General features: G+C 71.1%; 15 protein-coding genes. 1 reads left to right on the plus strand and 14 read right to left on the minus strand.

What is annotated here, in order from left to right:
• The first annotated feature begins 62 nt into the window (after window positions 1-62).
• Entirely contained in the window at window positions 63-1,121 is a 1,059-nt protein-coding gene (pseI, locus tag SGCZBJ_RS19160; protein ID WP_101719546.1) for a pseudaminic acid synthase, read from the plus strand.
• Here pseI and SGCZBJ_RS19165 read toward each other — a convergent pair.
• The 14 genes from SGCZBJ_RS19165 to SGCZBJ_RS19230 all read right to left on the minus strand — a co-directional run bounded on the left by SGCZBJ_RS19165 (window position 1,118) and on the right by SGCZBJ_RS19230 (window position 12,733).
• Complete coding sequence (locus SGCZBJ_RS19165) at window positions 1,118-1,825, minus strand: WbqC family protein (protein ID WP_101719547.1); 708 nt, start codon at window positions 1,823-1,825, stop codon at window positions 1,118-1,120. The genes pseI and SGCZBJ_RS19165 overlap by 4 nt on opposite strands.
• Window positions 1,822-3,078, minus strand: coding sequence for an FAD-dependent oxidoreductase (locus SGCZBJ_RS19170; RefSeq protein WP_101719548.1), 1,257 nt, complete (start codon window positions 3,076-3,078; stop codon window positions 1,822-1,824). Before SGCZBJ_RS19170 ends, SGCZBJ_RS19165 begins: the two co-directional genes overlap by 4 nt.
• Window positions 3,075-3,722: a class I SAM-dependent methyltransferase gene (locus tag SGCZBJ_RS19175; protein ID WP_101719549.1), complete on the minus strand. Its 648-nt coding sequence runs from the start codon at window positions 3,720-3,722 to the stop codon at window positions 3,075-3,077. The genes SGCZBJ_RS19170 and SGCZBJ_RS19175 overlap by 4 nt, the downstream gene beginning before the upstream one ends.
• A 141-nt stretch (window positions 3,723-3,863) precedes the next feature.
• Entirely contained in the window at window positions 3,864-4,580 is a 717-nt protein-coding gene (locus SGCZBJ_RS19180; RefSeq protein ID WP_101719550.1) for a cytidylyltransferase domain-containing protein, read from the minus strand.
• Window positions 4,581-4,589: 9 nt separating this feature from the next.
• Complete coding sequence (locus tag SGCZBJ_RS19185) at window positions 4,590-5,591, minus strand: mitochondrial fission ELM1 family protein (RefSeq protein ID WP_101719551.1); 1,002 nt, start codon at window positions 5,589-5,591, stop codon at window positions 4,590-4,592.
• Window positions 5,592-5,688: 97 nt separating this feature from the next.
• Window positions 5,689-6,162: a transcription elongation factor GreA gene (gene greA, locus SGCZBJ_RS19190; RefSeq protein WP_058349843.1), complete on the minus strand. Its 474-nt coding sequence runs from the start codon at window positions 6,160-6,162 to the stop codon at window positions 5,689-5,691.
• Between the two features lie 153 nt (window positions 6,163-6,315).
• The gene (locus SGCZBJ_RS19195; protein ID WP_101719552.1) at window positions 6,316-7,929 is read right to left on the minus strand and encodes a methyl-accepting chemotaxis protein; all 1,614 of its coding nucleotides are present in this window, start codon (window positions 7,927-7,929) and stop codon (window positions 6,316-6,318) included.
• Entirely contained in the window at window positions 7,926-8,180 is a 255-nt protein-coding gene (locus SGCZBJ_RS19200) for a hypothetical protein (RefSeq protein ID WP_240621575.1), read from the minus strand. The genes SGCZBJ_RS19195 and SGCZBJ_RS19200 overlap by 4 nt, the downstream gene beginning before the upstream one ends.
• 247 nt (window positions 8,181-8,427) lie before the next feature.
• Entirely contained in the window at window positions 8,428-9,093 is a 666-nt protein-coding gene (locus SGCZBJ_RS19205; RefSeq protein ID WP_101719553.1) for a glutathione S-transferase, read from the minus strand.
• A gap of 62 nt (window positions 9,094-9,155) precedes the next feature.
• Window positions 9,156-10,247, minus strand: coding sequence for an HPP family protein (locus SGCZBJ_RS19210; protein WP_101719554.1), 1,092 nt, complete (start codon window positions 10,245-10,247; stop codon window positions 9,156-9,158).
• Window positions 10,244-10,525, minus strand: a complete 282-nt coding sequence (locus tag SGCZBJ_RS19215; RefSeq protein ID WP_101719555.1) for a DUF1294 domain-containing protein — start codon at window positions 10,523-10,525, stop codon at window positions 10,244-10,246. Before SGCZBJ_RS19215 ends, SGCZBJ_RS19210 begins: the two co-directional genes overlap by 4 nt.
• Window positions 10,522-10,971 (minus strand): hypothetical protein, encoded by a 450-nt coding sequence (locus SGCZBJ_RS19220; protein WP_101719556.1) that lies wholly within the window; start codon window positions 10,969-10,971, stop codon window positions 10,522-10,524. The genes SGCZBJ_RS19215 and SGCZBJ_RS19220 overlap by 4 nt, the downstream gene beginning before the upstream one ends.
• Window positions 10,972-10,973: 2 nt before the next feature.
• The gene (locus SGCZBJ_RS19225) at window positions 10,974-11,444 is read right to left on the minus strand and encodes a DUF2269 family protein (RefSeq protein WP_101719557.1); all 471 of its coding nucleotides are present in this window, start codon (window positions 11,442-11,444) and stop codon (window positions 10,974-10,976) included.
• Complete coding sequence (locus SGCZBJ_RS19230) at window positions 11,444-12,733, minus strand: SDR family oxidoreductase (protein WP_101719558.1); 1,290 nt, start codon at window positions 12,731-12,733, stop codon at window positions 11,444-11,446. The genes SGCZBJ_RS19225 and SGCZBJ_RS19230 overlap by 1 nt, the downstream gene beginning before the upstream one ends.
• Window positions 12,734-12,873 lie beyond the last annotated feature (140 nt).

The raw sequence follows: 12,873 nt of genomic DNA on the forward strand, positions 1-12,873 counted from the left end.
AGGGTTAATATGGAAGCAGTATCCAGACAGATTGTCTGGATAGAAGCTCCACGAGTTCGCCCATGACCGCTTCGCCCGAAATCGAGATCGCCGGCCGCAAGATCGGCGCGGACCATCCGCCCTATGTGATCTGCGAGCTGTCGGGGAATCACAACGGCAGCCTCGACCGTTGCCTTGAGATGGTCGACGCCGCCGCCGACACCGGCTGCGACGCCATCAAGATCCAGACCTACACCGCCGACACCATCACGCTCGACGTCGACCGGCCCGAGTTCAAGATCCACGGCGGCCTGTGGGACGGGCGCAGCCTGTACGAGCTGTACGAAGAGGCCCACACGCCGTTCGAATGGCACGCGGCCATCTTCGAGCGGGCCCGCAAGCGCGGCGTGACCATCTTCTCCAGCCCGTTCGACGAGACGGCGGTCGACCTGCTGGCCGGCCTCGACGCCCCGGCCTACAAGATCGCCTCGTTCGAGGCCGTCGACCTGCCGCTGATCCGCTATGCGGCCGCGCAAGGAAAGCCGCTGATCATCTCGACCGGCATGGCCAACCTGGCCGAGATCGAGACCGCCCGCAGCACCGCGCTGGAAGCCGGCGCGCCGGGCGTGCTGCTGCTGCATTGCGTGTCCAGCTATCCGGCCACCTTCGCCGACGCCAACGTGCGGACTGTGGCCGACATGGCCGCCCGCTTCGGCTGCCCGATCGGCCTGTCGGACCACACGCCGGGCACGGCCGCCTCTGTAGCGGCGGTGTCGGTCGGCGCCTGCGCGGTCGAGAAGCACTTCACCCTGGCCCGCGCCGACGGCGGCCCCGACGCCGCCTTCAGCCTGGAGCCGGCCGAATTCAAGGCCCTGGTCGACGACACCAGGAACGCCTGGGCCTCGCTGGGCCGCGCCCACTACGACGTGCTGGGCTCCGAGCAGGGGTCCTTGCTGTTCCGCCGCTCGCTCTACGTCACCGCCGACGTGCCGGCTGGCGCAATCCTGACGCGCGACAACGTCCGCTCGGTGCGCCCGGGCAACGGCCTGCCGCCGGCCGATCTCGACAAGGTGCTGGGCCGTCCCGCCGCCCGCGCTCTGACCCGAGGCGAGCCGCTGGCCTGGGACATGGTGGCCGGCTAGGCCGCCACCAGCGCCTTCAGGCCGCTCCAGCCGACGTTCATCAGGGCGTCGACGAAGCTCATATAGGGCGTGAACTCGGGCCGGCCCTGCGGGTACTCCGCCAGATAGCAGGGCTTGAAGCGGACGGGGAAGCCGGCGGCGGCGAAGACGCCGTCCTCTTCCATGTAGTCGGCCGAGCCGGTCGGCGAGATGTAGGCCTCGGCCTCCACCGCGCGGCAGATGGCCAGCAGGTGGTCGGAGCGGGCGCCGGCGGCGTTCAGGCTCGAGGCGCGGATGAAGCGGGTCTGGATCCCGATCCGTTCGGCCGCAGCCTGGGCCAGGCCGCAGGTCAGGTCGGCCAGGGCGCCGTCGGGCTCGCGGGCCAGTTGCTCGGACACGAAGGCGAAGCCCTCGGCGAAGAACGGGCGCTTGCCATAGGCGTGGCGGATGGCGGCCAGGTGCTTGTCGCGCCAGGGCTGGCCGTCGTCGATTCGGATGGCGTGGATCGGCGTGTCGCGGTCGTGCTTCCTGACCGGAACCGTCAGCATCAGTTCGCCCTGGGCGGTGAGGATCCGGTTGCGCGACTGCCACGAGCGGCGGGCGAACTGCACGTCGTCGAGGAACACGAAGACGTCGCTGGCCGCCATCAGTTGGAAATAGCCCAGATAGGGCAGATAGGTCGGCTGCATGATCGCCGCCGTCTTCAGAGGCGAGGCGACGCTCATCCGGTCAGGGCCAGGCCGCCGGCGGCGGGGGCGGTCCAGGCCTGGGCGAGGGCGGCGTCGACCTCGGCCAGCTTGGCGCTCTTGCCGTAGGGCTCCCAGGCCCCGCAGACGAAGGCGGCGCTGAAACGCTCGGTCAGCTTCGTGCGCAGCTGGCCAAGGCCGGCGATGGCGTCGCGCGAGTGATAGATCCAGCGCGGCTGGGCGCCCGAGTGCAGCAGGGCGCCGGTTTTCAGCGACCCGAAGCCCGACAGCAGGCCGCGGATCTCGCCGGGCAGGGCGCGCAGGTCGGCTTCGCGCACGCACTCGGCCACCACCAGGGTCTTGCCGCCGCTTTCGTACAGATAGGCCCGGAAGCAGTCGCCCTTGGCCGTGAAGTTCTGGACGTAGACCGGGCAGGGGCCGTCGAAATCCGCCTCGAAAACGTAGGTGAAGAAGCTCTTCTTCACCAGCGAAGGCGTCGAAAGGCCCATCGGCTTGAACAGCGGCGTCGGATTGGCTGCCCAGACGACGGTGTCGCCCGCCGCGTGCTCGGCCATCACCTGGCGGGGCGAGATCAGGCTTTCGAAGCGGATGTCGACGCCCAGGGTCTCCAGCGACCGGCGGCAGGTCTCGAACAGGGCGGTGAAGCCGCCCGCCGGCAGGCTGGCGGTGACGTTGGCGGTGCGGCCCGAGAGGCCGCGCGGCACGCCGTACAGCTCGTCGGCCCATTCGTTCGAGGCCTTCAGGGCGACCAGGGCCGGAGTCTCGGCGCTCGCCGGATAGACCCGGTTGATGGCCAGCGGGATGGCCGCGTCGCCGTGCACGGCGGCAAGGTCGGCGCTCAGGTGCCAGCGGCAGTATTCGGCCAGGGTCTCGGCGATGGGCGAGGGATAGGCGGCGATGCGGTCGGCCAGGCTGTCGCCGGCGGGACGGGCGATGCGCAGGCTGGCGCAGTCGACGGCCGGGCCGCCGAAGTCCCAGGTGAAGACCCGCTTGCCCGCGCCGTCGAGGCTGAGCGAGCCGAAGCGGTTGTCGAAGGTCTCGAAGGCCGCGCCCTGCGCCTTCAGGCGTTCGACCAGGGCGTCGCCCTGGGGGCCGAAATAGACGCAGCCGTCGCGCATCTCGGCGCCGCTGACGACCTTGGGGCGGGCCACGCCGCCGAGGGCGTCGAAGCGTTCGTGCAGCTCGATGTTGCGCCAGCCCAGGCGATGGGCTTCGAAGGCGGCCATGATCCCGGTCAGGCCGCCGCCGACGATGCGGATGCGGCCGCTCACGAGGCGGTCCCCCAGACGACGAGATCGCTGTTGCTGGGCACGCGCACGCCGGCCTGCAGGTTGTCGAAGCAGACGCGGAAGACGTCGGGCTCACGCAGGCCCAGTTCGTCGCGCAGGCGGTTCACGAGGCCCGCCTCAGTGTAGAACAGGTTGAAGAGGCCTTCTTCGCCGGTCTCGGGCGTGGCCAGGCGGAAGCCGTCGGGCTCCTCGGCGACGCCCCGGCCGTAGCGATAGTCGTCCACGAGGCGCGTGCGGACGAACACCTCGGCGTTCGGCGCAAGCTTCTCGCGCACGGCGGTCAGAACCCGGTGGGCCTGGGCGTTGGTCAGGTAGCAGAGCAGGTTGGGGATCAGCAGGACGTCGATCGGTCCCTCGATCCCGTCGGGCAGGCCCAGCGACAGGTCGGCCTGGATCAGGGTCGCGGCCTCGCCCAGGTTCCAGCGGGCGTCTTCCAGCGCCGCGGCCGAATAGTCGACATTGACCAGGGTCCAGCCATAGGCGGCGTAGAGCGACAGGTTGTTGCCCGTGCCGCCGCCCAGTTCGACCACCTTGCCGGCGCGCTGGTGCAGGCCGCGCTTGAAGAAGTGGCGGGCGATGAACTCGTCGGGGTACTTCAGACCCCGGATGTCGGGCAGGGCGCGCATGTCCGTCCGCCCCCGAACCGGAGGCCCCTCAAAAGCTGGCGCGAACCGGTGGAGCGGTCGCGGCAGCAGCCTGGGGCCGCTTTGCCGAATACTTTGTTAACCCTGTCCTTAAGGGATGCGGCGCGATTGTCGCACCCGGCTCTACGCCCGCCGGTCGCCGCCGTAGTTCAGCAGGTCTTCCCGGCTTCTCACGAAGGCCCGCACGTCGTCGGAGGTGAAGGCGCGGTTGGCCGGATAGAGCGCGTCATAGACCGCCGCCACGAAGGCGTAGTCGTCGGGCCGGTCGACCGTCCAGCGCACCGCGCCCTCGCCGGGGGCGTCCGGCAGCCAGGCCAGGTTCCAGCGGTCGGGATTGTTCCAGACGTCCCAGGTGACGTGCTCGCGGGCCTCGGGGCTGTTCGCCAGCGCGGCCGCGCGGCGCAGGCCCGCGGCGGTGATCACCTCGACGTCGAGGCCCTTAGGATAGGCCGCGCCCTCGGGGCTGTTGCTGGTGTAGTCGGCGCGCGACGACAGGTGCAGGTCGATGGTCGCGTCGATCACCGCCGGATCGGCCAGCGGGCAGTCGGCGGTCAGGCGCACCACGTGCTCGGCCGGATGGGCGTCCAGCGCGCCGACGAAGCGTTCGAGCACGTTGTCCAGCGGGCCGCGATGCACGGCGATCCCGTCGCGGCGCACGGCCGCCTCGATGGCGTCGTCCAGCGGATCGGTGCTGGTGGCCACCACCAGTTTGTCGATGCGGCGCGAGCGGGCGACGCGTTCGATCTGGCGGATGATCATCGGCGCGCGGACGATCGGCATCAGCACCTTGCCCGGCAGGCGGGTGGAGCTCATGCGGGCTTGCAGGACGGCGAGGATCATCCGGTCAGGCTAGAGCGCGGCCTTGCGGGCGTCCATCCGGGCCAGGACCTCGGCGGCGGCGCGGCCGGTCTCGTCCACCGGCTCGTAGGTCCAGCCGTGGAAGGCGCCGCCATAGGGACGGGCCGCGCCCTGGCGCTCGAGCTCTTCGTGGAAGAGCCGGAACTTCACGCTCTGGCCTTCCATCTTGAGGATGAACACCGGCTTGCCGGTCGAGGCCGCCTCGGTGGCCATGTTGGTCGAGTCCTCGGTGACGAGGATGTAGTCGGCCGCGGCCAGGAAGGCGAAGTAGGGGTTGGGGCCTTCGCCGTCCCAGATGATGCCGGGCACGTCGCGCAGGCGGGCGGCCAGCAGGGCGCGGGCCGGCTCGGGCGTGCGGCGCGAGAAGGTCATCAGCAGGCTGCCGCCTTCCTGCTCCAGAGGCAGCTGAATCTCGTGCGCCATCTGGGCGGCGCGTTCCACCGGCAGGTCGAAGGCCTTGGACTTGCCGCCCAGCAGCACCGCCACGCGCGGGCGGGGCAGGGCCTCGATGGCGTCCTTGAACTTCTCGTATTCGGCGTCGAGGCGGCCCTGGCTGACGCGATGCGGCGAGCCGGTGATCGGCACGACGTTGTCGCCGGTCAGGCGGTCGTGCTTGGGCGGGATCACCAGGTCGAACATGTGGGCCGGGACGCGCGGATCCTGGATCTGCACCACATAGGTCTTGCCGCTCGACCATTTCTTCAGGCGGATCGACAGGGGCAGGGTGGCGCGGCCGGCGGCGACCCACAGGTCGGGCCAGGGCGGGGTGATCTCGCTCTCGGGCGTCAGCCAGCGGCGCGGCAGCCAGGCCAGCCACCAGGGCAGGCGGCCGGTGCGCCCCTTCCAGCCCACGCGCTTGACGACGATCCTGGCGGGGCGCTTGCGCGCGATGGCCTCGGCTAGGCCTACAGCCTGGGCCTCGATGCCGGCGCGACCGTCCGAGACGGCCCAGATGGTCAGCGGTTCGGAACCTGGCGTCTGATTGGCGCTCATCGCTCCAGCCCTCAAAACGGCGAACGCCGCGGAACCACCCTGAACAGGCGACTCCGCGGCGATTGGCCGAACTTCATGGCGGGTTTGGGGCTGACCCCTAGACCCACTCGACCTTGAGGATCTCGTAGGCCTTCACGCCGCCGGGCGTGTTGACCTCGACCACCTCGCCGACTTCCTTGCCGATCATGGCGCGCGACAGCGGCGAGCTCAGCGAGATGCGGCCCGACTTCACGTCGGCCTCGTGGTCGCCCACGATCTGGTAGCGAGCCTCTTCTTCGGTGTCCTCGTCGACCACGCTGACCGTGGCGCCGAACTTCACCTGCGAGCCGGAGAGCTTCGAGACGTCGATGACCTGGGCGCGAGCGATCTTGTCCTCGATCTCGGCGATCTGGCCTTCGATCCAGCCCTGGCGTTCCTTGGCGGCGTGATATTCGGCGTTTTCCGAGAGGTCGCCGTGCGAGCGCGCCTCGGCGATCGCGGCGATCACGGCGGGCCGTTCGATCGTCTTCAAACGCTTCAGTTCTTCGTCGAGGGTTTGATAACCCACGACGGTCATCGGCACTTTTTCCATTGTGGATTTTAGCTCGGTTCGCCCTAAGGGAGGAAGACTTCCAGTCGCTGGCGATCGCGACCGGGGGCTGAGAGGATAGGCGCCGCATTCCGGATAAGCAAGCCTCACGCGCCCTAAGGGTTGCGTGGCCAAGCTGACGAAGGCGCCCGGTCCTCAGGCCCGTCGCGAACCGCGCGTCGCAGTTCCCGCCAAGCGGTCTGCCGGCAGTTGGAACTGGCCGACCAGTCGGGCCAGCTCGCCGGCGTCGTCGTTCAGCGCATGGGTCGCCGCGGCGGTCTCCTCCACCAGGCCCGCGTTCTGCTGCAGAACCTGGTCCATCTGATTCACCGCCGTGTTCACCTGCGTCAGGCCCTGGGCCTGGTGTTGGGCGCTGGCGGCGATCTCGGAGACCAGGCCGTCGATCTCGGCGATCTGCAGGACGATGCGGTCCAGCGCCTCGCCGGTGCGGCCGACCAGTTCTACGCCCTCGCCGACCTGGCGGGTGGAGGTGGTGATCAGCTGCTTGATCTCCTTGGCGGCCTCGGCCGAGCGCTGGGCCAGGGCCCGAACTTCCGAAGCGACCACGGCGAAACCCTTGCCGGCCTCGCCCGCGCGGGCGGCCTCGACCCCGGCGTTCAGGGCCAGGAGGTTGGTCTGGAAGGCGATCTCGTCGATCACCCCGATGATGCGCGAGATCTGGGTGGCCGAGGTCTCGATCGCGCCCATGGCGTCGACCGCCTCGCCGACCACCTCGCCCGAGCGGCGGGCGTCGTCGCGAGCCCGGGCCACGACGGCGGCGGCCTTGCGGGCGCCGTCGGCCGTCTGTCCGACCGTGGCGGTGATCTCGTCCATGGCGCTGGCGGTCTCGGCCAGGTTGGCGGCCTGCTGCTCGGTGCGGCGCGACAGGTTGGCGGCGGCGTCGGCGATCTGGTCGGAGCCGTGGCGCACGCCCGAGGCGCGCTCGTCGATGATGGCCAGGGCCCCGGCCAGCTTGCCGGCCGCCTGGTTGAAGTCGGCGCGCAGCTGCTCGTACGACTCGGAGAACTCCTCGATCAGGCGCACCGACAGGTCGCCCTTGGCCAGGCGCGACAGGCTGGCGGCGAGGGCGTCGACCATGTCGGCGCGCTGGCGCTCGGCGGCGGCCTGCACGGCGGCGTGGGCGATGCGGCCTTCCTCTTCCGAACGGCGGGCGCTGTCGGCGGCGGCGTCGGCCTCGCGGGCCTCCTGCATGGCGGCCTCGGCCTTGGCCCGGGCCCGCTCGGCCAGGCCGATGACGCGGTGGATGCTGAAGGTCGCGGCGATCAGGGCGCCGGCCTCGACGATCAGGATGACGGCGTGGACCAGCACCCGGCCCAGGCTCGCCGAGCCGGGGAACACGGCGGTGGGCAGCAGGTAGCTGAGCGCCAGGTGGTGCACCGCGACCGTGGCGGCGGCGGCGGCGATGACGGTCCAGTCGCAATAGACCACCAGCAGGGCCAGGGCCGCGAAATACGCCATGTGCATGTCGATCTGCCAGTCGTGGCCGCCCAGGGCGGCGACCAGCAGCGAGACCTGGGCCATCAGCGCCACGCCCGACAGGATGCGGCCCGTGGCGGTCTCGCCCCGGTGCAGGACGGCGCCGGCCGCCAGGGCCGTGACCATGACCGTGGCGACGGCCATGCCGAGCACCGGTTCGCCGACCAGGAAGCGGGCGGCGACGACGATCGGGGCCATCAGGGTGGTCAGCAGCAGGATCAGCCGGCCGCCGGAGCGGCGCTGCGCGTCGAGATTCGAGGGCTTCGTGCTCATGGACGGGGCTCCAGGACGGTCTTGGCGCAGACGCCGGCGGCGTCGGGATCGAGCAGGACGAGGGCGCCGGCGGCGCGCAGGCGGCCGCCCAGCGTGGCCGGGTCGCCGCGCAGGACCAGGATGAAGGGAACCGCGCCGGCGCCGGATATGTCGCCCGCCGAGGTGGCGGCGCCGGCGGCGCGGGCGGGGGTCCACCAGGGCGGGAACACGGCGGCGACGCGTCCAGGGTCGCGCGGCGAGGAGCTGGACAACGTTACGGCCAGTAGAGTGACGATGATCGCGGAGGTTGCGGCCAGTGTCCGACCGAGAGCGTGAAGCAGATCACGCCAGGTTCGAACACGCGACAGGGACAACCTTGATCTCCGGGCAAGCTTAGCCATGGACTGGCGGCTTCTAGGGAGAGGTTTTGCGCATCCGTGGTGTGTGAAGTCTTAAGATCGCGGCCGAGCGTCGCCGTGTCGCAGGCGCAGGCTCGGCCGTGAGTTGCAGGGTTTCTTCCTAGTCGGCGTAGGCGTACTCGCCGCCGCGCTGGAGGGCGGCGCGATAGGCCGGGCGGGCGTGGATGCGGTCGAGGAAGGCCTTCACCTTGGGGCGCGAACCGGCCCCGGCGCGCGACACGGCCGCCTCCAGCGGGAAGCTCATGATCACGTCGGCGGCGGTGAACTCCGGCCCGGCGAACCATTCGGACTTGGACAGCTCGCCGTTCCAGTAGTCGATATGGCTCTTCAGCTGCGGATCGACGAACCCCGACTGGGCCTTGGCGGCGATGGCCTTGACCAGGCCCTTCAGCAGGCCCGGCGCGCGGGCGGGCAGGGCGGTGAAGACCAGCTTCAGCAGCAGCGGCGTCATGGCCGAGCCCTCGGCGTAGTGCAGCCAATAGGTGAAGCGGAGGCGCTCGGGCGTGCCGGCCGGCGGAATCAGGCGGCCGTTCCCGTAGGCGTCGAGGATGTATTCGATGATGGCGCCGGTCTCGGCGATGGTCTTGTCGCCGTCGGTGATCACCGGCGACTTGCCCAGCGGGTGGATGGCCAGCAGCTCGGGCGGGGCCAGCATGGTCTTGGCGTCGCGCTCGTAGCGCCTGACCTCGTAGGGGACGCCCAATTCCTCCAGCAGCCACAGCACGCGCTGGCTGCGCGAGTTGTTCAGGTGGTGGACGACGAGCATGGCGTTTCCCCTATGGATTTGCCTCAGCATGGCGCGGCGACGCGCGCGTCAGTCAAGCCTTGTCACAGCACGCTCTCGACGATGTGGGCGCGATACAGCACGGCGATCAGGTCGGTCTGGGTGATCACCCCCACCAGCCGGCGGTCGCTATCGACGACCATGGCCTCGTGGGTCTGGCCGCTGGAGAGGATCGGCAGCAGGGCGGCGATCGGGGTGCCCTCGCGCACCCGGTGGACGAACGGATCGAGCGCGGCCTCGACGGTGCGGCGGCGGTTGGCCTGTAGTTCGGCCCGCCGGGCCATGCCGATGACGCGGCCGTCCTCGTCCACCACTGGGGCGGCGCGCAGGTCGTGGCTCTGCAGGAAGGCCAGGGCGCTTTCGGCCGACTGGGCGCGGTCCAGGCGGATGACGTCGCGCGACATCACCTCGCCGCAGCGGATCTGCGAGTGCAGACGCTGGTGGGCCTGGATCTCGACCTCGCGGAACAGGGCGTCGAGGTCCTCGCGGCTGACGTCGAGCAGCTCGCCGTAGCGGGCCAGGGCCTTGTCCAGGTCGCCGGCGTCATAGCCGATGCGCGAGGCGGGCAGGGGATCGGCCGTGCCGTGCGGGCTGGGCGGCGGCGCGGGAGCCCTGTGCGGATAGGAGCGGCCGACCAGCCGGTTCCAGGCCATGCCGGCGGCGACCAGCAGCACCGAATCCACGGCCACCGGATTGAGCGCGAAGAGATAGCCGGCCTTGGTCACGGCCGGTCCGCCGATGACGGTGATCAGGGCCACCGCGCCGCCGGGCGGGTGCAGGCAGCCCAGCAGGATCATCACCGCGATCGCCAGGCCCACCGCCAGCGGGGCTGCGACCAGCGGCTGGTTCGGCAGCAGCATGGCCACGGTTATGCCGATGAAGGCCGAGACGACATTGCCGCCGATCACGCCGCGCGGCTGGGCCAGGGGGCTGGCGGGGACGGCGAAGATCAGCACCGCCGAGGCCCCGATCGGCGCGACCAGCAGCGGATGCAGCCAGTCGCCGCCGCCGACCGCGAAGCGTCCCAAGAGGCCCGCGAACAGCAGGCCCAGCAGCGCGCCGCCGCCGCCCTTCAGCGCGTCGAGCGGGCGGATGGGGGTCTTGCCGCGAAGAAGGGTGAGAAGGCGCTGGGTCATGGGGCTCGATAGGCCAGGACGACGAGGCCGGCGACGGCGCAGGCCTGGGCGAAGGCGATCAGGATCAGCCAGGTCCCGAACGGCTGCTTGCGGGTCTTGTGGCGCAGCCAGCGCTGGGCCATCAGCGCGCCGGGCGCGGCGCACATCGCCGCCGACAGCAGCAGCACGCGCTCGGGCACCCGCCGCTCGCCACGCACGGCGGCGGCCTTGTCGTGGGCGAACAGCAGGAAGCAGAACAGGTTAGCGGCCAGCAGGGCCAGGGTGATGATCAGGGTCATCGCACGGCGTCCGGCGGCGCGTGGTCCAGGGCGGCCAGGTCCGGCTCCATCCAGCCGCGACGCGCCTCGACGCTGAACAGCCGCTCGCGCGACCAGAAGCCCAGCGGCCAGGCCTTGTCGCCCAGCGGCGTGGCCAGCAGGCGGGCGGCCGCTTCGCCGTCGTCGAGATCGGCCGGCAGGGCGGCGACGAAGCCCCGGATGGCGGCCAGATAGGCCTGGGTGATGGTCTCGTGATAGCCGCTGGCGTCGTCGTTCACCCCGCCGACGGCTTCGTTGTAGGCGCGGATGATTCCCGGCAGGTCGCGCTCCAGGCCCTCATCGCGGGTGCGCACCAGACGCAGGGTGGCCGTCAGGTGGGCGGCGTGGGTCCACTGCGCCTTGGGCAGGCTGCGATCCAGCAGCCGTTCGGCGAGGCGGGCGACATCGTCTTTGGAATAGGCGGTCATGCTCAGAAGCTCGGCTTGGCCAGCATCAGCCAGACGATGGCCAGCACGGCGGCGAAGGCGGGGAAGCCTAGCACGAACCAGGCGCGGAACAGGCGGTGGTAGCGCTCGGGCAGGGGCTCGCCGGCCTTGGCGGCGGCGTCGGCCAGGTCGCGCAGGCGGATCTGGATCCACACCACGGGCAGCCAGCACAGGCCGGTGACGACGTAGAGCACCAGGCTCAGCCCGATCCAGCCGCTGAAGAGCGGATAGCCGACCACATGGGCCAGGGCCGCGCCGGTGATCGGCTGGACGATGACGGCGCTGGCGGTGAACACGGTGTCGGCGATCACCACCACCCGGGCGGTGTGGGCGATCAGGGCCGGCTGACCGGTGCGGTGGGCCATCAGCATGAAGAAGGCGATGCCGGCGCCCGTGCCCAGCAGCACCGTGGCGCCCACCACGTGGGCGGCCTTCAGCAGGAGATAGAGGTCCATCAGCGTTCGTCCAGCAGAGCGAGGGCGGCGATCGCCAGCATGGCGGCGGGAATGCTCTTGACCAGCGGGCCCAGCGGGTCGAGCCACAGGTCTGGCCGCACGATCGCGCCGCCGGCCAGATAGCCGGCGGTGACGGCGATCATGCCCAGCAGGGCCAGGCGCGCGGTGCGGCGGTGGGCGACCATCAGCGCCAGGGCGATGTCGACGATCCCGCCGCCGACCACCAAGGCCTGGGCCAAGGGCTGCGGCATGTCGGCGCTGGTCAGCAGGGCGACGGCGGCGTCCCGGCTCACCGTGATCCCGATCAGGCCCGAGACCAGCCAGAAGGCGCAGAGCGTCGCCAGGATCAGCGGCTTGGCCAGCCAGGCCTTGGCGAACCAGCGCTCCTGCACGCCCGACGGCATGGCGGCCAGGATCTGGTCGAGCGAATGGGGGACGAGGCCCAGCCGTTCGGCGTGCGCGGCCTCGCCGGCCACGCCCAGGCGCAGCTGCTGGAGGGCGGTGCTGCGCATCGGGCTGCGCCAGCCGAGGAAGGCCAGGGCGTCGGCGGCCTTGGCCGGGATCGCCGCCACGGCGGGCGGCAGGGCGACGACGGGGGCGGGCGCAAGGCCCAGCCAGCCGCGCAGCCGGACCAGCAGGTCGGCGAGGGCGATTGGCTCGGCATGGACGAGGTCGAGGCTCTGGCCGGGCGCGGTCTCGGGGCGGATCGCCGTCGCCACGGCGGCGGCGACATCCTCGGCGGCGACAACCTGGACGCGGGCCTGGGCATGCACGGCGGGGATCGCCAGCGGGAACGCCGCCAGGGCCCGCAGCAGCGCCGTGCCGCCATAGGCCGCCGGCGCGATCACCAGGCCGGGCCTCAGGATGATCCAGTCGATGGCGCTTTGCGCGATCAGGCTTTCGGCCGCCTGCTTGGTGGCGCCGAACGGATCGACGCGACCGGGCGCGACCCCGGCGGCCGAGATGTGGACGAGCCGCGCGCCGGTCGCCTGGCAGGCCTCGACCAGGCGGGCGACGGCCTGGGCGTGAACGGCCTGCAGGTCGTCGCGCGGGCCGTCCTGCAACGCGCCGGCGCAATTGACCACGGCGTCGGCGCCGGTCAGCAGTGCGGTCCAGTCGGCGGCGCCGGCGGTGCGCAGGTCGGCGGCGCGCCAGTCGACGCTCGGGAACCGCCGGCGCGCTTGGGTCAGGTCGCGGCCCACCCCGACCACCGCATGGCCGTCGGCCAGCAGGCGGGCGGTCACGTAGGATCCGATCAGCCCGTAGGCTCCGACGACGACGATGCGCATGGCGGCGTTGTTAGCGGGGGAAAGCGCGGCAGTGAAGGGCGTGGGTCCCCAAAGATGCTCTCCCTGAGGGGGAGCTGTCGCGAAGCGACTGAGGGGGGGAGGGACTGCTGACGTTGGGGGATGTGCTGAGGTCATCAGAC

Origin of the sequence: Caulobacter zeae (genome assembly GCF_002858925.1) — a bacterium.
Lineage (GTDB): Bacteria > Pseudomonadota > Alphaproteobacteria > Caulobacterales > Caulobacteraceae > Caulobacter > Caulobacter zeae.

Excerpts from the sequence above, each read along its gene's own strand:
- pseI (WP_101719546.1), top strand. The coding sequence starts at position 63 with ATGACCGCTTCGCCCGAAATCGAGATCGCCGGCCGCAAGATCGGCGCG.
- SGCZBJ_RS19165 (WP_101719547.1), bottom strand. The coding sequence starts at position 1,825 with ATGAGCGTCGCCTCGCCTCTGAAGACGGCGGCGATCATGCAGCCGACC.
- SGCZBJ_RS19175 (WP_101719549.1), bottom strand. The coding sequence starts at position 3,722 with ATGCGCGCCCTGCCCGACATCCGGGGTCTGAAGTACCCCGACGAGTTC.
- SGCZBJ_RS19180 (WP_101719550.1), bottom strand. The coding sequence starts at position 4,580 with ATGATCCTCGCCGTCCTGCAAGCCCGCATGAGCTCCACCCGCCTGCCG.
- SGCZBJ_RS19185 (WP_101719551.1), bottom strand. The coding sequence starts at position 5,591 with ATGAGCGCCAATCAGACGCCAGGTTCCGAACCGCTGACCATCTGGGCC.
- greA (WP_058349843.1), bottom strand. The coding sequence starts at position 6,162 with ATGGAAAAAGTGCCGATGACCGTCGTGGGTTATCAAACCCTCGACGAA.
- SGCZBJ_RS19195 (WP_101719552.1), bottom strand. The coding sequence starts at position 7,929 with ATGAGCACGAAGCCCTCGAATCTCGACGCGCAGCGCCGCTCCGGCGGC.
- SGCZBJ_RS19205 (WP_101719553.1), bottom strand. The coding sequence starts at position 9,093 with ATGCTCGTCGTCCACCACCTGAACAACTCGCGCAGCCAGCGCGTGCTG.
- SGCZBJ_RS19210 (WP_101719554.1), bottom strand. The coding sequence starts at position 10,247 with ATGACCCAGCGCCTTCTCACCCTTCTTCGCGGCAAGACCCCCATCCGC.
- SGCZBJ_RS19215 (WP_101719555.1), bottom strand. The coding sequence starts at position 10,525 with ATGACCCTGATCATCACCCTGGCCCTGCTGGCCGCTAACCTGTTCTGC.
- SGCZBJ_RS19220 (WP_101719556.1), bottom strand. The coding sequence starts at position 10,971 with ATGACCGCCTATTCCAAAGACGATGTCGCCCGCCTCGCCGAACGGCTG.
- SGCZBJ_RS19225 (WP_101719557.1), bottom strand. The coding sequence starts at position 11,444 with ATGGACCTCTATCTCCTGCTGAAGGCCGCCCACGTGGTGGGCGCCACG.
- SGCZBJ_RS19230 (WP_101719558.1), bottom strand. The coding sequence starts at position 12,733 with ATGCGCATCGTCGTCGTCGGAGCCTACGGGCTGATCGGATCCTACGTG.